Source organism: Paenibacillus sp. sg306046, from assembly GCF_059821225.1.
In genome coordinates this window covers 92,003-116,805 of record NZ_JCAMRT010000012.1, presented here as the reverse complement: position 1 = coordinate 116,805, position 24,803 = coordinate 92,003, and the positions used below count along the sequence as shown (strand labels likewise).

Annotated in this window: 23 protein-coding genes; 5 read left to right on the top strand and 18 right to left on the bottom strand. The window is 56.9% G+C overall.

Annotation, left to right across the window (positions count from 1 at the left end; all coding sequences use genetic code 11):
- Window positions 1-108: 108 nt before the first annotated feature.
- The 9 genes from AC6ROY_RS14200 to AC6ROY_RS14160 all read right to left on the bottom strand — a co-directional run bounded on the left by AC6ROY_RS14200 (window position 109) and on the right by AC6ROY_RS14160 (window position 10,013).
- Window positions 109-1,134 (bottom strand): Rpn family recombination-promoting nuclease/putative transposase, encoded by a 1,026-nt coding sequence (locus AC6ROY_RS14200; protein WP_500101256.1) that lies wholly within the window; start codon window positions 1,132-1,134, stop codon window positions 109-111.
- Window positions 1,135-1,379: 245 nt separating this feature from the next.
- A complete protein-coding gene (locus AC6ROY_RS14195; protein WP_500101194.1) occupies window positions 1,380-2,264 on the bottom strand; it encodes a metal ABC transporter permease in 885 nt (294 codons plus the stop codon).
- The gene (locus tag AC6ROY_RS14190) at window positions 2,261-3,226 is read right to left on the bottom strand and encodes a metal ABC transporter permease (RefSeq protein WP_500101193.1); all 966 of its coding nucleotides are present in this window, start codon (window positions 3,224-3,226) and stop codon (window positions 2,261-2,263) included. The genes AC6ROY_RS14195 and AC6ROY_RS14190 overlap by 4 nt, the downstream gene beginning before the upstream one ends.
- 5 nt (window positions 3,227-3,231) lie before the next feature.
- Window positions 3,232-3,999, bottom strand: coding sequence for a metal ABC transporter ATP-binding protein (locus AC6ROY_RS14185; RefSeq protein ID WP_500101192.1), 768 nt, complete (start codon window positions 3,997-3,999; stop codon window positions 3,232-3,234).
- Between the two features lie 25 nt (window positions 4,000-4,024).
- Window positions 4,025-5,002, bottom strand: coding sequence for a metal ABC transporter solute-binding protein, Zn/Mn family (locus AC6ROY_RS14180; protein WP_500101191.1), 978 nt, complete (start codon window positions 5,000-5,002; stop codon window positions 4,025-4,027).
- A 320-nt stretch (window positions 5,003-5,322) separates the two neighbouring features.
- Window positions 5,323-7,416: a peptidoglycan D,D-transpeptidase FtsI family protein gene (locus AC6ROY_RS14175; RefSeq protein WP_500101190.1), complete on the bottom strand. Its 2,094-nt coding sequence runs from the start codon at window positions 7,414-7,416 to the stop codon at window positions 5,323-5,325.
- 52 nt (window positions 7,417-7,468) lie between these two features.
- Window positions 7,469-8,176 carry an HAD-IA family hydrolase gene (locus tag AC6ROY_RS14170; protein WP_500101189.1) on the bottom strand — a complete coding sequence of 236 codons (708 nt, stop codon included), beginning with the start codon at window positions 8,174-8,176 and terminating at the stop codon, window positions 7,469-7,471.
- Between the two features lie 140 nt (window positions 8,177-8,316).
- A complete protein-coding gene (locus tag AC6ROY_RS14165) occupies window positions 8,317-9,513 on the bottom strand; it encodes a transglutaminase domain-containing protein (RefSeq protein WP_500101188.1) in 1,197 nt (398 codons plus the stop codon).
- 56 nt (window positions 9,514-9,569) lie between these two features.
- A complete protein-coding gene (locus AC6ROY_RS14160; RefSeq protein WP_500101187.1) occupies window positions 9,570-10,013 on the bottom strand; it encodes a hypothetical protein in 444 nt (147 codons plus the stop codon).
- Window positions 10,014-10,281: 268 nt separating this feature from the next.
- On the opposite strand from AC6ROY_RS14160, the gene AC6ROY_RS14155 reads away from it, so the two are divergent.
- The 3 genes from AC6ROY_RS14155 (at window position 10,282) to AC6ROY_RS14145 (ending at window position 14,069) form a co-directional block, all read left to right on the top strand.
- Window positions 10,282-11,457 carry an MFS transporter gene (locus tag AC6ROY_RS14155; RefSeq protein ID WP_500101186.1) on the top strand — a complete coding sequence of 392 codons (1,176 nt, stop codon included), beginning with the start codon at window positions 10,282-10,284 and terminating at the stop codon, window positions 11,455-11,457.
- A 433-nt stretch (window positions 11,458-11,890) separates the two neighbouring features.
- Window positions 11,891-13,480, top strand: a complete 1,590-nt coding sequence (locus AC6ROY_RS14150; protein WP_500101185.1) for an S-layer homology domain-containing protein — start codon at window positions 11,891-11,893, stop codon at window positions 13,478-13,480.
- A 238-nt stretch (window positions 13,481-13,718) separates the two neighbouring features.
- Window positions 13,719-14,069 (top strand): ribonuclease M5, encoded by a 351-nt coding sequence (locus tag AC6ROY_RS14145; RefSeq protein WP_500101183.1) that lies wholly within the window; start codon window positions 13,719-13,721, stop codon window positions 14,067-14,069.
- Window positions 14,070-14,126: 57 nt separating this feature from the next.
- On the opposite strand, the gene AC6ROY_RS14140 is transcribed toward AC6ROY_RS14145, so the two are convergent.
- The 9 genes from AC6ROY_RS14140 to AC6ROY_RS14100 all read right to left on the bottom strand — a co-directional run bounded on the left by AC6ROY_RS14140 (window position 14,127) and on the right by AC6ROY_RS14100 (window position 22,202).
- Window positions 14,127-15,050 (bottom strand): AEC family transporter, encoded by a 924-nt coding sequence (locus tag AC6ROY_RS14140; RefSeq protein ID WP_500101181.1) that lies wholly within the window; start codon window positions 15,048-15,050, stop codon window positions 14,127-14,129.
- 57 nt (window positions 15,051-15,107) lie between these two features.
- Window positions 15,108-15,722, bottom strand: coding sequence for an SCO family protein (locus tag AC6ROY_RS14135; protein WP_500101180.1), 615 nt, complete (start codon window positions 15,720-15,722; stop codon window positions 15,108-15,110).
- A gap of 112 nt (window positions 15,723-15,834) precedes the next feature.
- Entirely contained in the window at window positions 15,835-16,764 is a 930-nt protein-coding gene (gene cyoE, locus AC6ROY_RS14130) for a heme o synthase (RefSeq protein WP_500101179.1), read from the bottom strand.
- 328 nt (window positions 16,765-17,092) lie between these two features.
- Window positions 17,093-18,112, bottom strand: coding sequence for an urease accessory protein UreD (locus AC6ROY_RS14125; protein ID WP_500101178.1), 1,020 nt, complete (start codon window positions 18,110-18,112; stop codon window positions 17,093-17,095).
- Window positions 18,087-18,758, bottom strand: a complete 672-nt coding sequence (gene ureG / locus AC6ROY_RS14120; protein ID WP_500101177.1) for an urease accessory protein UreG — start codon at window positions 18,756-18,758, stop codon at window positions 18,087-18,089. Before ureG ends, AC6ROY_RS14125 begins: the two co-directional genes overlap by 26 nt.
- Window positions 18,759-18,795: 37 nt before the next feature.
- A complete protein-coding gene (locus AC6ROY_RS14115; protein ID WP_500101176.1) occupies window positions 18,796-19,497 on the bottom strand; it encodes an urease accessory protein UreF in 702 nt (233 codons plus the stop codon).
- Window positions 19,498-19,698: 201 nt separating this feature from the next.
- Window positions 19,699-21,438 carry an urease subunit alpha gene (ureC, locus tag AC6ROY_RS14110; RefSeq protein ID WP_500101174.1) on the bottom strand — a complete coding sequence of 580 codons (1,740 nt, stop codon included), beginning with the start codon at window positions 21,436-21,438 and terminating at the stop codon, window positions 19,699-19,701.
- Window positions 21,439-21,804: an urease subunit beta gene (locus AC6ROY_RS14105; protein WP_500101173.1), complete on the bottom strand. Its 366-nt coding sequence runs from the start codon at window positions 21,802-21,804 to the stop codon at window positions 21,439-21,441.
- Between the two features lie 92 nt (window positions 21,805-21,896).
- Entirely contained in the window at window positions 21,897-22,202 is a 306-nt protein-coding gene (locus AC6ROY_RS14100; RefSeq protein WP_500101172.1) for an urease subunit gamma, read from the bottom strand.
- Between the two features lie 306 nt (window positions 22,203-22,508).
- On the opposite strand from AC6ROY_RS14100, the gene urtA reads away from it, so the two are divergent.
- A complete protein-coding gene (urtA, locus tag AC6ROY_RS14095; protein WP_500101171.1) occupies window positions 22,509-23,774 on the top strand; it encodes an urea ABC transporter substrate-binding protein in 1,266 nt (421 codons plus the stop codon).
- A gap of 109 nt (window positions 23,775-23,883) precedes the next feature.
- Entirely contained in the window at window positions 23,884-24,789 is a 906-nt protein-coding gene (urtB, locus tag AC6ROY_RS14090; protein WP_500101170.1) for an urea ABC transporter permease subunit UrtB, read from the top strand.
- The last annotated feature ends 14 nt before the right edge of the window (window positions 24,790-24,803 follow it).

Here is a 24,803-nt window from a genome sequence, read left to right as displayed (position 1 = left end):
TACCACAAGTTTAGAGGTTTCTGTAATGGCTCGCTTCGCTCGCGTAACTTGAAGTTACATAAGAAAAAAGCCCCTCTGTGGGGGCGAACTCTCATCTAGAGCCCAAGCTCATGCCTTGCGACTTAGCTCCTCAAGCTGGGCAAGCGACAAACCGGTGACTTCAGTAATGGTCACACGATCCACACCTTTTTTCAGCAGGTTAAGCGCGACCTCCTCCTTGCCTTTGAGAACACCTTGAACGATGCCTTGTTCGATTCCTTGTTCAATTCCTTGCTCGATTCCTTGTTCAATCCCCTGCTCAATCCCTTGCTCAATTCCCTGCTCAATGCCCCGCTGCAGCGCCTTAAATTCAAAACCCGCGAATTCCTTCTCAAATCTCGATATCATCGCCCTAACCTCCCCTGGCTGCTCATATTGATCCATTAGCTCGCCAATCCTCCGTCGGCTTGCCTCCGTCAAGCCGTCATGTGTCACCAGCTTGATCCAGGTGCGAAACAACGGAAATATATCCCCATGCATCTGTTCCAATGTATCGCTCAGCTGCTCCAATTGCCCCACAAACTCATAGATGCTCCGTTTCCGTTCCAGCAAAAAGATGGAGCCGATGAAATTCGACAGTTCCAGCAGCTTTTCTTCGTTATACGTGTGTACATCAATCAATATATAGCGAAAATTAAGCAATTCATCTCCGAACCATTCATGGCCTGCTAACGTCTCCCGAAAACTGTGCGCGGCTGTCCATTCCGCCTCACCGTTGTACAACACCAATGGCACAATCGCAGGCAGCCGGAACTCCTTTCGTTTAGCAGCCTTCCTCTCGGTGTTTTTCAACACGTCCCGCCAAATCTCCATCATATACTGCAGCAGCCGATACGGCATCTGGAAATCTACTTTAGATTGGAGCTCCAGCAGCACATAGAAAATAATCTCCCTATCCTGTAGCTGCAGCCGGTACACCAAATCTGACTCCTTCTCACGAAAGTCCGTCAAAATGTACGATTTGTCTACCTTCGTCAGCTGCTCCTCGTCAATTCGCTGTACCCAGCTGCGACTTACAAAGCTTTGTAACAGCTCCAGAAACACGCGCTTGCTTGAAAGCAAAAATTTGTACGCCTTATCATGCTGATGATGGATAGCCGCATCACGCTCCAGTAAAGACGATTCTTCCTGTCTTTCCAGTATACGTTATCCTTATCGGAAATGAAACATTTGTTCCGTATACCAGCTGAATTCAAACTTATAAGAAAGCTGCGGTTCGAAGTACGTTCGACGAACATTCTGATATCACAAGAAAATGTTACCCGCGACCTTTCAAGGATGCGCAACATAAAAAAAACTCCGAATATCCGCGCAACGCGCAGGTTCGGAGGTTTTGAAGCTCAGGCAGCCAGATCTCTGGCGTGCTGGCTTTGCTTAAGCTTGCGCCAGACGATGCCGTGCGAGGGCGAGAGCAGGAAGGCGATCACAAACAGCACGCCCGCCACCGAAATCATGCAGCCAGCAATGGAGGCGTCCAGAACGACGGCCAGCCAGTAGCCAAGCACCGCGCTCAGCACGCCGATCGCCATGCTGTACACGATCATCAGGCCGAGTCGTTCCGTCAGCAGGTACGCAGTGGCCGGAGGCACGACAAGCATGCCCACCACCAGAATCGCGCCGACGCTTTCGAAGGAAGCAACCGTTGTAACCGACACCAGTCCCATCAACAAATAATGGAAAAAAGCAACAGGAATGCCGATTGCCGCAGCCATCGCCGGGTCGAAGGCGCACAGCTTGAACTGCTTGTAGAATAAGCTGAGCACGATCAGGCTGAGGGTCAGCACAATGCCGAGTCCCCAGACCGCCTTCGGTCCGATGTCCACGCCGAACGCTTGGAGCGTATCCCACGGCACTTGAATAATTTCGCCGTACAACACGCAATCAAGATCAAGATCGACCTGCCGGGTGTACAGGCTGACCAGGACGACGCCCACTGCAAACAAGGCGGTGAATACGACGCCGATCGAAGCATCCGACTGCACGCCGCTCTGGTTGAACCATTGAATGAGAAAAACGGTAATGAGTCCAACGACCGACGCTCCGAGCATCATAAATAACGAATCGCGCGAACCGCTGAGCAGGAAGGCGATGACGATGCCAGGCAGCACGGAATGGCTGATCGCATCGCCGATCATCGCCATTTTACGAAGCACGAGAAAACAGCCGAGCAGCGCGCAGGAGCAGGCTACGAGCGATGCGGTTAATATAATCCAGAAATCATTCATAGCCGCCCCTCCTCTCTGGCTCCTTGCGCCGAATGAACGGCTACGCGCTCCTGGGACAGCTTCAGCTCATCCAGCACCGTCCGTCTGACGGCCAGCCGTTCGAGCAGCCTGGCCGCCAGTCCGCGGCGCGGCGCAAACAGCACGGACAGTACAAACAGCGCAGTTGCGGCCAATACGCTTAACGGCCCGGTCGGCAAATTGCTGCCCATCCCGCTGATCAATGTGCCGACGAAGCCGCTGATCGCCCCGAACACCCCGGACAGCACCACCATCACCCCGAGCTTCTCCGTCCAGTACCGGGCGGAAACGGCCGGTGTAATAAGCAGCGCGGACATCAGCACAACCCCGACCGCTTGAATCCCGACAACAACGGCGACAACGATCAGAAACATCATAAATTGATCAAGCGCAGCCACCGGCAGCCCGATTCCTTTGGCAAAGCCGGGATCAAAGCTGAGCAGCTTGAATTCCTTGAACAGCAGCGCGCAGATAGCCACCAGCACCAGCGCGACAACCGCCATCGTCACGACATCCGTCAGCACCATCGAGGCCGCTTGACCAAACAAAAACTTGTCAAGCCCGCTCTGGTTGCCACTGCCTCCATGTTGAATTTTCGTCAGCAGCACGATGCCGACACCGAAAAATACCGACAGCACAATCCCAAGCGCTGAATCCTGCTTGATACGTGAGTTCCGGGTGACGTACCCGATGCCGAAGGTCGCAATCAGACCAGCCGCCGCCGCCCCGATCAGGAAGAAAAAAATCGACTTGGAGCCGGTCAGCATAAAGGCAATACATACGCCGGGCAGCGCGGCATGCGCCAGCGCATCGCCCATCAGGCTTTGCTTGCGCAAATAGGCGAAGCTGCCGAGCACTCCGCTGCTCAGACCAAGCAGCATACTGCCGAGCAAAATCCATTGGGCGTTCGGATCACCCAGCAATCGAACCAAATAGTCCAGCATCCCGCTCACCTCGAACTGACGATCACGGCGTCATCATCCTGCTGCAGCAAGGTGAGCCGTCCGCCATAGGTTTGTTGCAAATGCTCCCGGGTAAACCACTCCGCCGTAGGTCCGATCCCCATCAGTTCCACATTAAGCAGCATCACCCAGTCAAAGTATTCCTTCACCGTCGCCAGATCGTGGTGAACGACCAGCACGGTCTTGCCTTGCTTCTTCAGCTCATTCAGCAACGTAATAATCGCCTTCTCCGTCGCCGCATCGACGCCGACAAACGGCTCATCCATAAAGTACAGCCGCGCATCCTGCGCCAGCGCGCGCGCCAGAAAAATACGCTGCTGCTGTCCGCCCGACAGCTGGCTGATCTGCCGTCCGGCGAAGTCGGCCATGCCGACCTTCTCCAGACAATCGAGCGCATATTCCCGCTCCCGCGCGCCAGGCCGCTTGAACCAGCCGAGATGGCCGTAGCGTCCCATCATCACGACATCCAGCGCGCTCGTCGGGAAATCCCAATCGACCGATTCGCGCTGCGGCACGTACCCGATCAGCTTGCGCTGCTCCTGATACGGACGCCCGAAAATGTGAACCTGCCCGGTCACCTTGGGGATGAGTCCCAGCGTGGCCTTGATCAGCGTTGATTTACCCGCTCCGTTAGGGCCGATAATCCCGATCAGCTTGCCGTCCGGAATCGTCAGCGAAATATCGCGCAGCACCGGCTTTTTCTGATAGGCAACCGTCAATCCTTCTATACGTAGAGGCGCATGTTGTTTTGCCATCGTGCTTACACCTTGCTTTCCGAATTTATTTAAGTGCCTTGACAATCGTATCTACATTGTGTCGGACCATCCCGATATACGTGCCCTCCGGCGTGCCTGCCTCGCCCATCGCATCGGAAAACAGCTCACCGCCGATTTTCACCTCATGCCCTTGCTTGGCCGCCCCCTGAATGACCGCTTCAATCGACTTCTTCGGCACGCTCGACTCCACGAAGACAGCCTTGATCCGGTTCGTCACCAGATAGTCGCGCAGTGTGCTTACGTCCTTCGAACCGTATTCCGACGCCGTGCTGATGCCTTGCAGCCCCATCACCTTAATGCCATAGGCTTTTCCAAAGTAACCGAAGGCGTCATGCGCCGTCACGAGCACCCGCTGACCTTCCGGAATCGAAGCGATCTGGTTCGCGGCGTATTGGTCCAGCTCCTTCAGCTTGGCAATGTAGGCTTCCGCCTGCTGCTTGTAATCGGCGGCGTGAGCAGCGTCATGCTTCACCAGCTCGGCCAGCACCGTTTCAGTTGCGGTCGTCCACAGCTTGACGTCAAACCAGACGTGCGGATCATGAGTGCCTGAACCGTCATCGACGATCAGCAGCTTCGACTCCGGAATGTCGCGGGTGACGGCAACGGTCGGCTTTTCCTTGCCGATGTTCTCGAAAATTTCCGTCATCTTCCCCTCAAGATGCAAGCCGCCGTAGAAGATCAGCTCGGCGCTCTCCAGCTTGCGGACATCGCCCTGCGACGCTTTGTACAGATGCGGGTCAACGCCCGGCTTCATCAGCGCCGTTACCTGCACATGCTGGCCGCCGACCTGCTCCACGATGTCCGCGATCATCCCGATCGTCGTGGTGATCTTGATCTTGCCGTCTCCGCCCGCGCCAGCCGGCTTCGCTCCGCTGCCGCAGGCAGCCAGCCCGACCGCCAGCGCCAGTACAAACAAAGTCATGACGAAGCGCCTCATCGGAGCCGACAGCTTCCTCCTGCTCTTGCTACTTGCCATTAACATGAAATCCCTCTCCTCTTCTCCCTCAAATCATATGTGCTGGTGATGTATATGGTGCCTAAAAGTTGTCTTAGACCTCATTTGTTGGCCTGAACAACATTTCTTTCCCTAGTGACTATAAGTTTATTATAGACAATAAAGTTTCCTTTGTGCAACATTTATTTTATGCATGACCAAAAAGCGCCTGCAAGCGGATCACTGGATCCGTCACAGACGCTTCTGGTCCAACCTGCCGACATTCCAGCATTTCGACATCTAAAAAGGTAACCGCTCATTTTCGTGCGCACAGACACTCCTGGGCACGTGAGCGCCTCAAGCTGACGTTACGGATTCGCACCGACGGCTGCGCCCGCAGCCTGACCGGCCGCCGCATCCGTCGGCTTCTTCGGCACACCGTCCAGCCCGTAATAGAAATCGTAGGCGTCAAAAATTTTGCGCGCAATCGGCGCGGCGCCGTAAGAGCCATAGCCGCCCTCCGGCACAACAACAGCAACCGCCAGCTTCGGCTTGTCGATTGGGGCAAACGCGATAAATACCGCGTTGTCGATCTCCTTATTGCCCGCGACCCGCTGGGTCGAAGTGCCTGTTTTGCGGGCAACCGGATATTTGAAATCGTCGAAGCCGCTGACTTTTACATCCGCCATGCCCTTGAACACCGCATCCCAGTATTCCTTCGGAAACTCCGTCTTATCCAGCACAACCTTCTGATCGAAGGACTGAATCGGATCTCCGTTATACGACTGGATTTTATCCACAAGCAGCGGCTTCAGCCGCTCGCCTCGCGTTGCCAGCGTCGTCACGTATTGGGCAAGCTGCATCGTCGTATACTTTTCGTTTTGCCCCCAGGAAGCAAACACCATCCGCTGCTGGTGGGACTCCTTCGTATTGGTCAAATATTCGCTGATGCCCGGCGATTCATTGCGCAGACCGGTTTCCGTCAGAATGCCCATGCCGAATTTGGCCATATAGGAATCCCAAATCTCAACGGCCTTCTCTCCCTTGAGCCGGTGCAGCTCATAGCCGATCTTGGCCGACATGAACGTATTGGACGAATACTGAATCGCCTTGGTTGCGTTAATCGGTCCCCATGCCCGGCCGTCGGAATTGGACACCTTGGCGCTGTTGTCCTTGCCGTAGTAAAAAATCCCGCTGTCGTTGTAGGTTGTATTCAAGCCAAACAACCCTTCCTTCAGCCCGATCAGCACGGACAGCGGCTTGATGACGGAACCGACATAAACGATGGATGTCGGATGCTTGTTGCGTTCCTCCGCCGTCGGATAATCCGGGTAAGCAGTCGTGATCGTGCCGTTATTGATAAACGGCTGAATTTGCAAATATTGCGCGTTTGTTTTTATGCCGCCCGCCCATACCTTCGGGTCGTAGTCCGGCATGCTCGCCATTGCGACGACCTTGCCTGTCTCTACCTCCATCGCAACCGCATAACCGGCTACCGCATTCCGGCCACGGCCGATATACGGGTCGTTGCGTACAGCGGGGCTTTTCAAATAAGCCAGATGATCCATAATCGCCTTCTCGGTGATGCTCTGGATATCTTTATTGATCGTCAGGTACAGGTTATTGCCCTTCGTCGGCGGCGTAACCTCCGCTTGCCCGATAATTTTATTAAGCGCGTTAACCGGATAGGTCTTGGTGCCGTTTGTGCCCCGCAGCTCCTTCTGATACATGAACTCGATGCCGTCATATCCGACGTATTCGGTATCCATGTAGCCCTCGGTCGTCGTTTTGTCCTGATAAAAGGACAGCCCGTTTTTCGGCTCTCGCGCTTGCGAATATGGCCGCATGTAGCCGACTAGCTGGACGGCCACCGGCTTCACCGGATCATACGTCCGGATGCTTTCCTCCGTAATCTCGATCCATTTCAGCTCGTCGCGATGCTCCAAAATAAAGGCCATTTCGTTGTTGGACAGATCGGTTTTGATCCGCCGCGGCACGGAATTGTAGCTCGGCCGCTTCTCCGTATCGGCTCCGTTCAGATCATAGCCTACGTCCATCTCTTTGATAATTTCGTCGGCCGTCAGCGGAGCCTCGCCTTCCCGCTGGTTATCCGCGAAAATACCCGCCAGCCGATGGGCCAGCGCGATGACCTCCTCCTTCGGCTGCTGCTGCTCGATGCGGAAGTACAACGACTGCACCGGCACCGTATAAGCGAGCGGAGCGCTTTGCCGGTCGAAAATATTGCCGCGGATCGGCGGAATCGGCGTAGCCGCGTTATTGATTCTCTGCTTCTCTGCCAGCAGCTCCTTCCCCTTGACGAATTGAAGGTTGGCCAACTGGACGATCAGCACCGAAAACAGGAAAAACGTAATAAAGAAAAAAATATTAATCCGGAAGGTGAACGTACGCCGCTTGCCCGCCTCCTGCTTGGAGTGGTCTTCCATGTTGATCGACTTCTTCATTGCCGCGCCATTGTCTCCTTTCAAGTCAGCTCAGGGCGGCTGTCCTTCTCCGCTAGAGCAGCTCTCTGAGCGAATGAATGCCGGCGCCGTCGTGGTAGTCATACCGTTTGATTTTGATTGCGTCAATTCCGGCCTGGGCAGGCGCCCAAATATCATTGCGGTCATGGTCGCCGATGTACAGCACTTCGTCGGCCTGCAGCCCGCTCAGCTCCAGCGCCAGCCGGAAAATGGCCGGGTCCGGCTTCTCCAGCCCGACCTCGGTCGAAACGAGCACGTGCTCGAAAAAGTGCAAAATGCCCTTCTGCTCCAAAATGGACTTCAGCGTCGGCGCAAAATTCGAAATGACGCCCAGACGGTAGCCGCGCCGCTGCAGCTCGGCAAGTGTTTCCTTGACATCCTCGAACAAGGAATAGTTGGCCGGCGCCGTGAACAGGTCGTACAGCTCATGGCAGCAGGCATGAATCTGCTCCTCGGTCCAATTTTCACTCTCCACGCCAAGCTTCCGCAAAATATAATGATAGACCTCTATCCAGAACGTCCGGTCGGACTCTGGCGAGCAGGCCGTAAATTCGCCAAGCTGCTTCCCGTAATACAACAGACGAAATGCCTCGGTAAAAAGTTCACCGACCTGTTCTTCCCCGCGGTGAAGCGATCTCGCCGCCAAATGCTGCTGCATTATAACACGGGCAGCCGGAATCGTCAGCAGCGTATCGCCAACATCGAAATAAATCGCTTTATATGCAGACAGAGCTTTATTCATCGTAAAATTCCTGCCTTTCCACACCGCCCAGCCGCCATCAGGCGCCTGAACGCGTGCTTCTCTGTTTCTCTCCAGTGTACCATAAATCCGCGAACCAGGAAAAAGCCGACATCCGTCAAACGGATCATCGGCGGTCAAGCTCAAGCATCCTTGATATGTGTCTCATGAAAGCCGGGCGGGTTAAACCAGTTGCCTCCGCTGGCCACCCACGTTGAATCCAGCGGCACCCAGATCGACTTGTCGGCCAAGTACACCTCATTCCACGCATGCGGGCCATAGCTGCCCTTGCCGTCATAGCCCAGTCCGGTCACCACCTTGACATTAAGGCCGACCGCGCGGGCCATCACCGCATACAGCCGGGAGAAGTCGATGCAGACGCCCTGCTTGGTGGAAAAGGTATGCTCCGGCGTCTGTTCCTTCCAGATTCGTTTCGTCTCATACTGCTCGACCTTGTCCCAATCATACTGAATACGGGTGCCGACCCAGCGGTAAAGCAGCCGCGCCTTCTCCTCATCCGTCTTTGCCTTGGCCGTGACCTGTTCGGCGGCCCGGGCGATGTCGGGGGGAATTTTGGCGTCCAGCACCTCGTACTTGCGCTGCAGGATGTTGCTGAACTCCTGCTCGACGGCCCGCGTGAACACCGGCAGCTGGCTTTCCAGAAAGCCGCCGGTTACCGGCTGGATCACGCCTTGCGCCCCTGTCCGGTACAACGAGGAAGCCTGAATATAACTCGAAGCGGTCGTCTGCGGAAACAAGGTGGTGAACATAAACAGCAGCGCGATCATGACAAGCCCGCGCCCCAGTCCTGTAACGCCGCCGATCAGCCCGCCCAGCAGGCTGCTGAAAATCGTCGGAGACCTCCGGCCGCCCGCGCCAGCCGCCGCTCCGACCGAGCCCGGTGTTCCGGCGGCAGCCTCCGACCAGCGTCCGAGCCACCGGTCCACAACCGGGTCCAGCAGGCGATAGACGAGCTGCTTGATCACTCCGTAGCCAAGCACAAACAGCACGCTGTAGCGCAGCAGCGAGAAGTCGCGCACTGCCGTCACTCCCGTGTAATAAAACTGCTCCCACGTTCCGAGATCCTCCGATGGAATCCGGAAATCCAGCCCGATCAGCCAAGCCTGCACCCGCGGCGACAGCCAATCCGACAGCTGCCAGGCCAGCAGCAGACTCACGAGGGTAACCGCACCTTCCGTCGCCATAGCGGCCAGATGCTTCGCCGAGGACGATGCCCCGCGCCGCAGCCCTTGTAGGACGGACAAGACAAATGCTCCTGCAATGACAATCGTAACGACATTCCAAGCTCCTGCCTGATTCCAGATGCTTTCCACGCTCATGCGCACTCCCCCTTTGCCCACTGCCGGCAGCCGTCCTGGTCCGTTGACGCCGCCGGCTATTGAATACGTGCGTTTTGCTTGGCCTGCTCGACCAGCGCTTTGATCACATCATCCATATTGACCGTAAAGCTGCTGTTCATAAACGTCACCTTCACCTGGCTGTCTCCCGGCTTGCCGTCAAGGCGCACGCTTTTGGTCATCACGGTAAACGAACCATCGTCGTTTTGCTTGTAGGTCGCTTCCTTGACCTCGTCGCCGAGCGCCTTCACGACCTGGGCCTTCACTTCCGCGGCAGCCTGCGAGCCTACGGCAGACCCGAGCTCCAGCAGCTGGTCCTTGTAGCTCGCCCCGTAGTAATACAAGCCGGCCAGCACCGCAAGGATCAGCAGCCATTTCACAACCGTCTTGACCAGCTTGACCACGATAAACAAAACAATCAGCGCCCCCGCGATCACGTACCAGCGGTCCTGTATAAAATCCATTAAAAAATCCACGTCCATCCTCCTTAACAGCACTTGGCTCCGGCGTCAGCCGCCGCCTCGTTCATCATACAACACGCAGCGGAGTTGTTCATCTATTTTTTGTCCCGCCCGGCGCAGCTGTATGGTTGTACGTCCGAACCGCGACCGGGTTGCGTCTGCGGAAGCCGCACATGCCGATTTACCGCACCGTGCAGCAAGTTGGTACTAACTTGGACAGCTCGCACGTAACGTATAAGGAACGACTGTGCGGACAACCGCCCGCATAACGACAAACGGGGTGATTGAGATGAAAACGGCTGTCTGGCTGTATTTGTTTATGTTTGTAGCGATCTTCGATCTGCATGCGCAATATCCGATCCTGACGCCGTTCGCCGTCTCGCTGGGCGCGGCTCCCTCCTTTATCGGCCTCATTCTCGGGGTATATTCGATTACCCATCTGCCGGGTAATCTGATTGCCGGTTACGGAGTGGACCGATATGGCAGCAAACAGTTTATCGTCTTCAGCCTGATCGTAGCGGGGGCGCTGCTGCTGCTGCAATCCCGCGTCACCGATCCGTGGCAGCTGCTGTTTATCCGTTCGCTCAGCGGATTCGTGCTGGCCTTTCTTTCGCCTGCATGCTTGTCGATGCTCGCCAAAATCGCCCGGGACCGCGTGCAGCAGGGCAAGCTGATGTCCGGCAACGGCATGGTGCACACGCTGGCATCGGTGCTCAGCCCGGCGGCAGGCGCCTACCTGGTCGCCAAGCTCGGGTTTGCCCAATCCTTTATTTACCTCGGCTTTGGCCTGATCGTTACCGGCTTGCTCGCCTGGGCGTTCGTGAAGGAGCGCCGCCTCCAGACGGAGCCGTCTCAGGCGCACGACCAGCCTGCGGTCGGGCGAACCGTCCCGCTGACGGAGCCGGACAGTGCCGATGACGAAGCCGGCGGTTCGATTCCCTGGCTGTTTTTCGCTGTGCCGCTGGCCTTATCCTGCTCCCAGGGGATTTTGTTTTTTGAGCTGCCTCTGCTGAAGGAAACGCACAGCTCGATTATGACGTCCGGCATCTTTTTCTCGCTGGTCAGCCTTGGCTCGCTGGTTACACTGAGCATGCTGTTCCTGAACCGGCTGTCGCCTACATGGCGGGTCATGCTGGGCAGTCTGGCGCTCGCGCTGATTTTTTTCGGGCTGTCCGTAAGCTGGGCGCTGCCGATGTACGCCACCCTGTTTATGATCGGCATGACCAAAGGTGTGATTTTCCCGGCCATTGCCTCCTATCTCGCGGTCAATACCCGCTCCAACCGGTATGGGCGCACCTTCTCGATCTTGTCGATCGCGTATTCGATCGGCGCCTTCATCGGACCGATCGTCGCCGGACATGTGCGGGATCAAATGTCGCCTTACTTCATCGCCTTCCTGTTTCTGATGACGGCGCTTGCCCTGCTGCCGTTCCGTTCCGTCCTGACTCCGGCGCGTACCGCCTGAGCCAGCGACAACTGGCAGAGCGTGTCGTAAATTCACTTGTTTGAAACCTAGCCTTAGATAGGTCATTATACATGTCAGACCCCTGCATCCGAACTTTTGAAACGATCGACTAGTCGTCCGGTCACAGCAGCCACCCGATACGGGTGGCTGTTTGCGTTCGACACGTCACGGCTTGCCGGACAGGAGTCTCAATTTCATGGGACTATCGATTAAATCGGACGATTTGGGGCAACCCTCGGCGCGCGCCTCTCGTTTAGGGAGACAAGTCGCCATGTTTCGGCATGGATACGGCTGGGTAATTTGACAACAGACTGCCGCTCGTCCGGCAGCCTGATCGTGAGTCAGGGAGGAGGTGAAGGCGCGACCTGCTGAGGCGGCTTGCCGATCAGGCAGCAAGCAAGTATTGCATATGTAGATAAGGAGTGAACCGCAGATGAAGTTTTCTGTGCTGCACAAGACGGCGCAAACAACCGTAATCATGATGATGCTGTCGATCCTCATGCCGGTTCTGGCCTTGGCTGCAAACGGCTTTACTCAAGTAACCTTCAAGAACGGCACGGTTACCGGCAGTGTGTATTCGGATGTGTACCAGGAAGGCGTAACGCCTTCGGTCTATGCCTATGATGCGAACGGCAACAAGGTTGGCGTGACGGCCGCCACGTACAGCGTCTACGCAGACGGCGTGTATAAGTACGATTTCACCGTTACCGGACTGGGCGTCTATGATAAGCTCCGTCTGCACGGCCCGTTCGGCTCCGGCTTCAATGTCAATGATGCCGTCTATCAGACCGTCTATCAAACCGTTGATCCGAGTCCGCCAAGCAGCGGCGGTGGCGGCGGATGGAGCGGCGGCGGCTCCTCCAGCGGGCTGGAAACGATTACCGTCAGCACGGGCGGCACCGTTAGCGCCTCCCAGCTCGACAGCTCCTTCGACCAGTATGACACCGTCATCCTGAAGCTCAGCGGCGATGATGTCACGCTAGAAGCAAAGGGACTGAAGGATCACCTGTCCAGCAGCAGCAAGGTGCTGAAAGTGACCAATGACAACGGAAACTATGTGCTGCCGTTGAATGTGCTGCGGCTGAGCGAGCTGGCCTCCAAGCTTTCGACAACGGTCGAAGAGTTGAAGCTGAAGATCGCCATTGCCGCTGCCGACGAAGCAACAGCCAGCGAGGTCAGCGCAGCGGCCCAGTCGCTCGGCGGCTCGCTGCTGGCCCAGCCTGTCGATTTCTCCGTAATCGGCCTTGGCAAGGACAATGCAGCTGCCACGCATGACTTCGGCGGCCATTATGTGAGCCGTATGCTTCCGCTGGCGGAGGAAGCGCAAAGCTTCAGCTCCAGCGGCGTGCTGTATGACCCGGCAACGAAAAAGCTGAGCTTTGTGCCGACGCTGTTCTCCGGCAAGGAGGCGGTATTGAAGCGCAACGGCAACAGCTGGTACGCCGTCGTAACGATGGACAAGTCATTTGCCGACATCAGCGGCCACTGGGCGCAGCCGAACATCGAGCTGCTGGCAAACAAGCTGGTCATTGACGGCGTGACCGACACGACCTTCCAGCCGGAACGCAGCATTACCCGCGCCGAATTCGCCGCGCTGGTCGTTCGCGCGCTCGGGCTGACGCCAGCGGGCAGCGGCTCGTTCAGCGATGTGGCTGCAGGCGAATGGTACGCCGGCGTCGTTGGCGCCGCTGCAGCAGCGAAGCTGATTGAAGGTTACGAGGACGGCACGTTCCGTCCGAACGCGACGATCAATCGCGAGGAGCTGGCGGCTATGGTCGTCCGCGCGCTCGACTACGCCAAAGCGAAGCCAGCCGTTGACGCCAGCCGTCAGTTGGAGCTGCTGTCGAAGTTCAAGGATTCCAGCGCGATCGGCTGGGCGCAGCAGGAGCTGGCGATTGCCATCGAAGCCGGCATTGTCGACGGCATAACCGATGACACGCTCGGCGCACGTCACGATGCGACCCGCGCACAGTCGGCCACGATGTTGAAGCGGCTGCTGCAAAGAGCCAACTTCATCAATTAACCGACATCTAACCGACATCAGGAGCCAGCATCTGCAAGTACTGCCGGTTAAGCTGCGGTGAAACAGCGGCATCCCGCTCTTCAATTTTTGAAGGGCGGGATATTTGCGTTCATTTGCCGCAAGGACGACCGACAATTTCCTGGGAAATCAAGGCCGGAACGATTGGTTTAGACAGCAAAAGGGGTTATACTACAGCTACAGACAGGCAAAAATCGGTTATGTGCGAGGTGAAGCAGCAATGGGGATTGCCATCATTGTCGAAGGAAAAAATGATAAAAGCCGGCTAAAGCGGCTGCTGACAGATGACGTACTGCTTGTATGCACGTACGGGTCGCTAAACACCGACCGGCTGGAAGCGTTGAAAAAAGCGGTCGGGGACCGGGACATTTACCTGTTCACCGACAATGACGCCTCCGGCAAAAAAATACGCGGCATTTTGCGCGACAGCTTTCCGGATGCGGAGCAAATTTATACGCGGCGCGGCTACGCGGGTGTCGAAGGCACCCCCGACGAATATTTGCTGCAGCAATTGGAGAAGGCCGGGCTGGAGAACTATGTCGTCTATCCTCCTGCACTCCCGACCCTTTAAGAGGTTGTTCAAAAGTCACCTATTCATCACGAAGCAAGCCAAGAAGCGTTCTCGCTTCTATGGAATAAACTGAATTAAATAAATGACAAGCGTCACCGTGAAAATGCTGAAAATGGTGGATGAAAATACGACCTGCGACGAAAACTCCGGTTCATTGTCGTATTCCACCGCCAGCAGCACGCTGCTGAGCGATGTCGGTACCGCACACGACAGCACAAGCGCCTGCGCCATAATGCCGTCAATGCCCAGCAGCAGCACAACGGCGAACCCGATCGCCGGGCCGACGCACAGCCGCAGCACATTCGACAGCAGAACATCGGAAAACATCAGCCGCCACTTCATGCTGCCGAGCTGGACGCCAAGCGTCAGCAGTGCGGTTGCAATAAACGCGTTGGAGATGTAGTTGATCGGCGTATAAATCGGCCCTGGAATCGGCACCTCCAGCCCGCGCATCAAAAAGGCAATCGGAATGACATAAATGACCGGCATCGAAAAAATCGTGCGCAGCGTCTTCCGCAGCTCGCCCTTCGACGCATTCACCGAGTAAATGCCATACGTATTCGGCAGCAAGCTTTGCATCATCATAATGATGATCTGAATCGACATGGTGAAAGCGTCCCCGACAAATACAAGCTGATTCAGTGGAATCGCATAATTGGCGCTGTTGTAGAACAACACGCTGTTGCGCACAGCCGGCACCATGCCGCCTTTATATCCCCGCACCCGGATCACAATCTCCATCAGTACATACATGGCGCCGAAGAAAATGACGAAAAAAAGCAGCGTCTGCCCCATTACCGACAAAGATAACGTGGACTCGTACAGCATTTTAAATACAACGGCCGGTGAAAACAAATAAAAATTGAGCTTCGACAGAGTGCGGATATCCAGCTTAAACGCCCGGTATAAAACGACGCCCAGCGCGATCATCACGGTTAGCGGGATTACGTTGTTCAGCAAAATATGCGAAAACACGCTCATGACGGGTTAAGCCTCCGTCTTCTACACACGGCGCCCAAAGGTTCGCCGATTTGTTAGTTATTTTTCCTTGCTGACCTTGATGACATCTGCGGCAACCTTTTCGACATCCAGGTTTTCGTCATGCGCGCTGTAGTACGTACGCAGATTGCCCTTGCCGTCTACGAGAAGGAACAGGTTGCTATGCGTCCACGAGTCATTTTTGACATCCTTTTCGACAAGCACCCCGAACTCGCGAGCCAGGTCAACCGTCGCCTGTTCCTCGCCGCGCAAGAAATACCAGCCTTTGTAATCCGGGTTATACCGGCTTGAAAATTCCTTCAAACGCTCGGTCGTATCCTTGGTCGGATCAAAGGAAATGGACATCAGCACGGCGTCTTTGCCAAACGCGCCTTTTTTGATCAGCTCATTCTGAATTTTCGACAGCGTGAAGGTCGAAGGCGGACAAACGTCCGGGCACGTGGAGAAGAAGAAATACACAAGCTTCGCCTTGCCCGCCGTATCGGCCAGCGATACTTCCTTGCCGTCCACATTTTGCAGCTTGAAATCCGGCGCTTTCTTCAATACGCCAATCTTTTCCCCCTGGGTCTGTCCTTGCCACAGCATGAAGCCAAACACGCCGATTAACCCGACAAGCAGTCCCATAACGACAAACTTAAACGCTCGATTTGGCACGTCGATTTCCTCCCCTGTTTCTATCCAAAAATAAATCCCGGGGCGCCGGAGCGCACCGCGGGATTATCCTTGTCGCCTTGCTTTAAACGGCGGCTGCCTGAGCTTCGACCTGCTACGTCGTGCTGATCATCATAATGATGAACAGCAGCATCAGGTAATTCACCGAAATCATAAACATACGCTTTGCCCATTTCACCTCGTCCTCGGCCTTGAAGCCCTTGAGGCTGACGAACGCCCAGTACAGTCCCATGATGATGGCTGCGAAGAAGTAAAGCTCGCCTACATAATCATAAATGTACAGCAGCAGCGAGATTGGCACGAGCAATACAATGTAGCGGATCATCGCCATCTTCGTTACATAAGTGCCGCGCACAACCGGCAGCAGCGGGAAGCCCGCAGCCCGGTATTCCTCCATCCGGCGAATGCCCAGCGCCCAGAAGTGAGGCGGCTGCCACAGGAACAGAATCAGGAACAACACAACAGCCCCCATGTCGAACTGCTGTGTGACCGCGCAGTAGCCGATTACCGGAGGAGTCGCGCCGGAAAAGCTGCCGACGAAGGTGCTCCATACCGAGGTACGCTTGAACCAGGCGGTATAAATCCAGACATAAGCAAACAGACCGATCAGACCAAGCAACGTAGCGAGCGGACTTTGCACCAGAAACCACAGCACAGCAAGTCCTGCGACGCCCAAAGCGATCCCGTACCCAAGCACCGTCTGAGGCGAAATAATGCCGGTGACCAGCGCCCGCTTCAGCGTCCGCTCCATCTTGGCGTCCATTTCGCGGTCCAAGTAATTATTCAACACCGTACCCGAAGCCATCACGAGTGCAGTACCCAATAATGTAAAAATAAGCGTCAGCCAGTTGATGTTCCATCCGGATGCCACCCAGAAGCCCCCCAGAGCTGTCAGGGAGTTCGAAAAAATAAGGCCCGGCTTCGTTAACTGGATGAAGTCCTTAACACTTGCCGTCGAGCTTACCGTTGTTTCCGCCGCAGCGGCCGTCTCGGCGTGCAGCTCCAGGCTAGCCTGTTCCTTCAACTCAAGAACCTCCTTGTGTGAAAATCATCCGGCTCCAATCGAGCTTATTGTGATGTTCTTCACTTGCATTTTATGCTTCTTTATCATAACAACCCTTAGGTCGTTTGACAACAAACGAACGGCATCGTTCAAAATATTGTCGAAACCCCCGGACCTTCCTGGGCGGAAGAGCCGGGGGTTGAATAGGGCGGGAAAAATGAGCGGGAAAGGAACACAGCAGCAGAGCAAATCAAGCAGATGCCGCGAGGCGGTTCAATCGAGGCGACCGGCATGCAAGCCGTTTGCCTTGCCCCGCCCGGACAGCGGCCGGAAAGCGCGCGGCCGAGGGTTACTTGGGCGGCTGCCATCGGGGCAAGCCGAACAGCCGCTCGCGGATGAAGCCCCATGCCAGCTGCAGCAGGCGCTGGAGGTCAAGCAGCCCGCGGCCGAGCGCACATAACGCCAGGCCGTGGCGCGCGGTCAAGCTGACGCCGAAGGAGCACTCGCCGCGCGCGGCAAACGTCAGCTGCAGCTCCTCGCGCAGCGCTTCGACCGCCGCCGCATTCACCTGTTCGGCAAACAGCAGCAGCGTGCCGCTGTGGGTAAAGCCGCCCCAGCGGCCAAGCAGCTGCGGAGCCCCCTGCTGCGGCTCCAGCCGCTGCCTGGACGCATAGATCAGCTCGCCGTCTTCATAGACGGACAGCTTGCTCCGGTACGTCCGGAACTGAAACAGCTCGCCCCGGTGCGTGCGCCCCGGACAAACAAGGTCGGCGCATACGAAGGCCGCGCCCCGTTCCAGACGCACCTCGGTCTCGCTGAGCAGTCCGGCATCGCGGTACAGCATCAGCGGCTCCGGCATATATTCGACATAAGCGCCAGCCGCGAGCGTAAATAACTGGCGCTGCCGGCTTACAGCAGGATCCGCTCCTCCATTCGGCGGCTGGCTGGCCGGCGGCGAATGAACCTTTGTATACGCTTGGTTCGTTACGTACACACAGGCGCCCGGACCGAAGCGCCAGTCCAGCTCGTACCGGTCGCCCGCCATCATGCCGGGGGACGCATCCATCACATACACGCCCAGCTGATCGTGCGGGAAGCGGAACGTTTTGGCGATTTTTAACGGATACGTATGATAATGGCCCAGTAGCCGCGTCAGCCCGCCGACAACGCAGAAGGCTGCGTTAACCGTCCCGACAGTACCCGCCGAGCTGCTTGCGCTCCCTGCGTTCGCCACTCCGACTGATGCGTCGTTTCCCGCTACACCGACCGCTCCGTCGTTTCCCGCTGCTCCAACTGCGCCGCCGCTCTCCGTTGCACCGACTGTTTCCCGAGCACTGGCCGCGTCAGCCACGGCCGTATTCGCGCTCAATCCATTCCACGAGCGGGGCCACGCCTTCTCCGCTGAACAGGTTAGAGAAAATAAACGGCTTGTCGCCGCGCATCCGAATCGTATCCTCCTCCATCACCTGCAGCGAAGCGCCGACGTAAGGAGCGAGGTCAATTTTATTAATGACCAGCATATCCGACCGCCTGATGCCGGGACCGCCCTTGCGGGGAATTTTCTCCCCCTGCGCTACGTCAATAATATAGATGAAGCGATCCACCAGCTCGGGGCTGAACGCCGCCGCCAGATTATCGCCGCCGCTTTCAATAAAAATAAAATCCAGCTGCTCAAATCGCTGCTCCAGCTCCTCAATCGCTTCAAAATTCATGGAAGCATCCTCGCGAATTGCGGTATGCGGACAGCCGCCGGTTTCGACCCCGATAATACGCTCGGCAGGCAGCGCCTCGGAATGGGTCAAAATGGCCGCATCCTCCTTCGTATAAATATCATTCGTAATAACCGCGATGCTATAAGCCGGATGAAGCAACCGGGCCAGCCGCTCGACCAGCGCTGTTTTGCCGGAGCCTACCGGCCCCCCGATCCCGAACCGCATCGGGCGCTGCAGCTTTTCCTTGACCGGCGTTGCCGGCGTTTCCCACTGATGATGGTGATGCGCGCTTCCTTGGCACATATCCATAACCTCCTTCAAGGTAAACAGCCTTTATCCTTCAGGACATAAACAAACGCGAATACAACGTTTCATGACCCATCATAGCGAGGTCGGCCTGGGGCGTACCTGACGCCCCATCCTCCAGCGGATCAAGCGCCGCGGCTTGCGCCCATGCCTCCCGGATATCCGGAAGCAGCGCCGCGATGAGCCGCTGGCCTTCGGTTTGACCGAGCGACATCAGCCGCAGCCCGCTGTTGACGCCCGTTAGCACGCACTGGTACAAGTAGCCCTCGGCGGCCGCAGTCATAGGAACGCCCAGCTGCCAGGCGACCCAGCCGTGCAGCAGCGGGTGCGTCCCGATGCAGCGTCGCTCCCGCATCGCGCTCGACAGCGGCTCCCAGTCGAGCTGCGGATAAATCGAGCAGGCCAGCTTGTGCAGCCTGCGCCCCATTTTGGCCGCGCCCTCCCGCGCCTCGGACGCTGTCCGCTGCACATGCTGCAGCCGGTCGACCTGCCACAGCAGTTCCCATTCGCCGACCGGCGCATACAGGTACACCGCTTTGACGGCAAGCGCATCCAGCGTCGACCAGTTGAAGCGCAGCATCGTCTGCAAATAAGCTTGAAGCTGCGCCGACGTTTCGAGCTGTCCGCTCTGGACCAGCGTCTCCAGCCCGAAGGAATGGGAAAAGCCGCCGATCGGCAGCGCCGAATCAAGAAACTGCGTATAAGCAAGCCAGGCCTGGTGAAATTCGGAGCTCAACCGTCCATTCCTCCTCTTGGGCGTGTCTTAAAACTCGCTCAAGGGCATCTTTCACCGCCTTTTCGCCCCCTGCTGCGTTACTTTTCCTTGATTTACCCCCGGTAAGCCTGCGAAAAAGCGCCTTGCATGGAACGAAAATTCAGCAACATCTGCTCCCTGCGGAGTTTTAAGACACACCCTACCCGCAGCAGCCGACAGCCTCTAGAACAAAAAATACCGCTGGGCCATCGGCAGCTCCCGGGCCGGCTCGCACGCAGCCGCTACTCCGTCTACCTTTACCTCATACGTATCGGGGTTCACTTCAATCCGCGGCATTTCGGCGTTATGAACCATGTCCTTCTTGGTCACGCCCCGGCAATTGCGCACCGATTCCACCCGCTTGCGCAGCCCAAGCTTCCGATGCACGCCCGCCTCATACGCGCTTTGCGACAAAAAGGTGATGCAATGCCGCAGCGCGAGGCCATAGGCCCCAAACATCGGCCGTCCCATCATCGGCTGCGGGGTGGGAATCGAAGCATTCGGATCGCCCATCTGTGCGAAGGCGATGATCCCTCCCTTGAGCACCATGTCTGGCTTGACGCCAAAAAAGGCCGGGGTCCAGACGACGAGATCGGCCAGCTTGCCCGTTTCAACCGAGCCGACGAGATGGCTGATACCGTGAGTAATCGCAGGATTAATCGTATATTTGGCAATATAACGTTTGATGCGGTAGTTATCGTCGCCAGGCTCCACCCCCGGCTGATGAGCAGCTTCCTGCGGCGCTGCGAGCCGCCCGCGCTGCTTTTTCATTTTATCCGCCGTCTGCCAGGTGCGAAGGATGACCTCGCCGACGCGGCCCATCGCCTGCGAATCCGAGCTGATCATGCTGAACACCCCCAGATCGTGCAGCACATCCTCAGCGGCGATCGTTTCGGGACGAATACGCGAATCGGCGAAGGCTACATCCTCCGGAATGCGGCTGTCCAGATGATGACATACCATCAGCATGTCAAGATGCTCCTCCACCGTGTTCACGGTATAGGGCCTGGTCGGGTTCGTCGAGGAAGGCAGCACATTCAGCTCCGCCGCGATGCGGATAATATCCGGGGCATGTCCCCCTCCGGCTCCTTCCGTATGATACGTATGGATCGTCCGCCCGCCGATCGCACGGATCGTATCCTCGACAAAGCCCGTTTCATTTAACGTATCCGTATGAATCGCCACCTGAATGTCCAACTGATCGGCGACCGTGAGGCAGGTGTCGATAGCAGCCGGCGTCGTGCCCCAATCCTCATGCAGCTTGAGCCCGATCGCACCGGCTTCGACCTGCTCGATCAGCGGCTCGGGAAAGGACGCATTCCCCTTGCCGGTAAAGCCAAGATTCATCGGAAACGCCTCAGCCGCCTCCAGCATCCGGTGAATATGCCAGGCGCCAGGCGTGCAGGTCGTGGCATTGGTCCCGGCCGCCGGGCCCGTTCCTCCGCCGATCATCGTTGTCACGCCGGAAGCAAGCGCCGTTTCAATTTGCTGCGGACATATATAATGAATATGCGTGTCGATGCCGCCCGCCGTCACTAGCTTGCCTTCCCCGGCGATCACCTCCGTCGAAGCCCCGACGATCATTCCCGGCGTCACGCCATCCATAATATCCGGATTCCCCGCCTTACCGATGCCGCTGATCATTCCGTCCCGAATACCGATATCCGCCTTGTAAATACCGGTCGCGTCGATGACGACAGCGTTCGTAATGACGGTATCCAGTACGCCCTGATCCCGCGTATGCCGGGACGATTGGCCCATGCCGTCGCGGATCGTTTTCCCGCCGCCGAACTTGCATTCGTCTCCATAGCTCGTGTAATCCCGTTCAATCTCGGCCCACAGCCCGGTATCGGCGAGCCGAACCGCATCCCCGGTCGTCGGGCCAAACATCAACGCATAAGAGCTTCGGTCGATCTCGGCCATCTAGCCGCCCTCCTCCCACGCCGTCAGCCGGTCGCGCACCGGCTCAGGCAGCGTTCCGCTTATCGCCTCGCCGCCGCTCAGCCCGTTTAACCCGTAGGCCAGCCGGTCGCCGCCCAGCTCGACCAGCCTGACTTCCTTCTCCTCGCCCGGCTCGAAACGGACAGCCGTCCCCGCCGGAATATCAAGCCGCATGCCGTAAGCCTCAGCCCGCTCGAAGCGAAGCGCACGATTCACCTCGAAAAAATGCACATGCGAGCCAACCTGAATCGGACGGTCTCCGATATTCACAATCAGGAGCAGCCGTGTCGCCCTTCCGGCATTGAGCCGGATTTGCCCTGCCCGGATGCGGTATTCGCCTGGTATCATCCCAGCATTCCTCCTGCCCGTAACGACTCAAAAACGCGTGAGTACACCGCTTGCCCACATGCTCAGCGCCAGAACCTTGGCCGATTGCCGCTTCAATAGCGGATCGGCTGATGTACCGTGACCAGCTTCGTGCCATCCGGAAACGTGGCCTCAACCTGTACCTCATGAATCAGCTCGGCCACGCCGTCCATCACCTGCTCCATTTTCAGGACAGCCGCTCCGGCTTCCATCAGCTCCGCTACCGTTTGTCCATCCCGCGCGCCCTCCATAAGCTCAGACGTAATGAGCGCCACGCACTCCGGATAGTTCAGCTTCACCCCACGCTGTAGCCTGCGGCGCGCCAGATCGGCGGCGACGGTAATCAGCAGCTTTTCCTTCTCCCTTTCCGTCAAATACACGTTCATCACCTCCGGTAAAACCGAATGATAGCGTTCAGTTACGTTCATCATATTCGGATTTTACGCGTTTGTAAACTAAAATATGTCATATTTAATGACATTAATATTCCCTTCAACATCCTTAAAACCCTGTATTTTACTTAATACAGCTTGTATTTAGCAACATTCATGTAATATATGCGTTATATAAATGAGAAAATTGGTCAATATAGCCCATTTTAAGTTAGATATATTGACATTAATTAGGGATCACGCCTATGATAAACCATGCAAGCCATCCGATTGAACCGAAAAGGGAGTGGTCACATGGCAAACCTCCGGTATTATCGCCCCAAAGCAATGACAGCTTTACTGACGCTTGCCGTCGCCTTAACGGGTTGCGCCACCGCACCCGCCGTTTCCGACCCGGCTCCAGGCAACGCTCCCCAGACAGAGACCGGGGCAGCCGCAGCCGACACGATCCCCGTAGGAGTGCTCCATTCCCTCACCGGCACCATGTCGATCAGCGAGGTTTCCGTGAAGGATGCCACCCTGATGGCCATTGAGGAAATCAACCAGGCAGGCGGCGTACTCGGCAAGCAGCTCAAGCCGATCATCGAAGACGGCGCTTCGGACTGGCCGACCTTCGCGGAGAAGACGAAAAAGCTGCTGCAGAAAGATAAGGCGGCCGTCATCTTCGGCGGCTGGACATCCGCCAGCCGCAAAGCGGTGCTGCCTGTCGTCGAGCAAAACAAAGGCTTGTTTTTTTATCCCGTCCAATACGAAGGACTTGAGGCTTCCCCCAACATTTTCTACACCGGCGCCACCACGAATCAGCAAATCGTCCCTGCCGTCTCCTGGCTGCTGCAAAACAAAGGCAAAACCTTTTTTCTCCTCGGCTCCGACTACGTATTCCCACGCACAGCCAACAAAATTATCAAGGAGCAGCTGAAGGCCGAAGGCGGCACGTTGATCGCCGAGGAATATACCCCGCTAGGACATACCGACTACAACACGATCATCAGCAAAATCAAAAAAGAAAAGCCCGCGGTCGTGTTCAACACCTTAAACGGCGACAGCAACGTAGCCTTCTTCAAGCAGCTTCAGGACGCAGGCATCAGCGCCGCCGATCTGACGACCTTATCCGTCAGCGTCGCCGAGGAAGAAATCCGCGGCATCGGCGCGTCCGTGCTGACCGGCCACTACGCAGCGTGGAACTACTTCCAGACGACAGAAACACCGGAAAACAGCAAGTTTGTGGCCGCCTACAAGGCGAAATACGGCAAGGACCGCGTAACCGACGATCCGATTGAAGCCGGCTACTTTGGCGTTTACTTATGGGCCGAGGCGGTAAAGAAGGCAGGCTCTGTCGAGGTGGAAAAGGTGAAGGCCGCAGCCAAAGGGCTGGAATTCAACGCGCCCGGCGGCAAGCTGACCATCGACGGCGACAATCAGCACGTGTACAAAACGGTACGGATCGGCCAGGTGCAGGCCGACGGCCAGTTCAAGGAGGTATGGAATTCCGGGAAGCCGGTCAAGCCTGATCCGTTCCTGACAACCTACCCGTGGGGAGCGGAGGTTACGAAGAAGTAGCCGCTAACGTCATGCGGGGCAGCCGGGCGGGGCGAGCCTGATCAGACGTTTCCTTCGGCTGCCGCATCGCGCAAGCTTTACGATCCTGCTGTTCAGGAGGCGACATGCGTTGAGCATCTTGTTGCTGCAAGTATTTAACGGGCTTTCTCTCAGCTCGGTGCTGCTGCTGATCGCGCTCGGGCTGGCGATTACGTTCGGACTGATGAACGTCATCAATATGGCGCACGGCGAATTTATTATGATCGGCGCCTACACCACCTATATGATTCAACGGGCGTTCCAGATGTATTTGCCGGAGCCCTCGTTCGGCTATTACTTCGCCGCCTCCCTGCTGCTGGCATTTGTGCTGGCGGGCGCGGTTGGCTGGCTGCTGGAGCATGTGCTGATCCGGTTTCTATACGGCCGGCCGCTCGACAGCCTGCTGGCTACCTGGGGCGTCAGCCTCGTGCTGCAGCAGCTGGCGCGCACGATTTTTGGCGCACCGAACGTCGCCGTGAAAGCTCCGCCTTGGCTGGAAGGCGGGCTGGCGCTGACGCCGGAGCTGGTGCTGCCTTACAAACGGCTGTTTATGATCGGGCTGGCTATCGTCTGCATCGTTGCCGTGTTTTTGTTTATTTACCGCACCCGCAGCGGGAGGACGATGCAAGCTGTGATGCAAAATCGGCAGATGGCCGCCTGCCTCGGCATTTCGACCAGCCGCGTGGACACGTTGGCGTTTGCGCTTGGCTCCGGGCTGGCCGGGGTCGCAGGCTGCGCGCTGACGCTGATCGGTCCGATCGGGCCCTCCATCGGCACCTATTACATCGTGGACGCGTTTATGGTTGTCGTGCTTGGCGGCATCGGTAAGCTGGCCGGCACGGTGTTCGGCGCGCTCGGCATCGGTGCCGCCGGCACGCTGATTGAGGTCGGCACGAGCGCCACCATCGGAAAGGTGATCGTATTTTCACTCATCATCGCTTTTCTGCAATGGAGACCAGCAGGGCTTGTGACGACCAAGTCGCGGGCGCTCGACTAAAACGGGCGGATAAG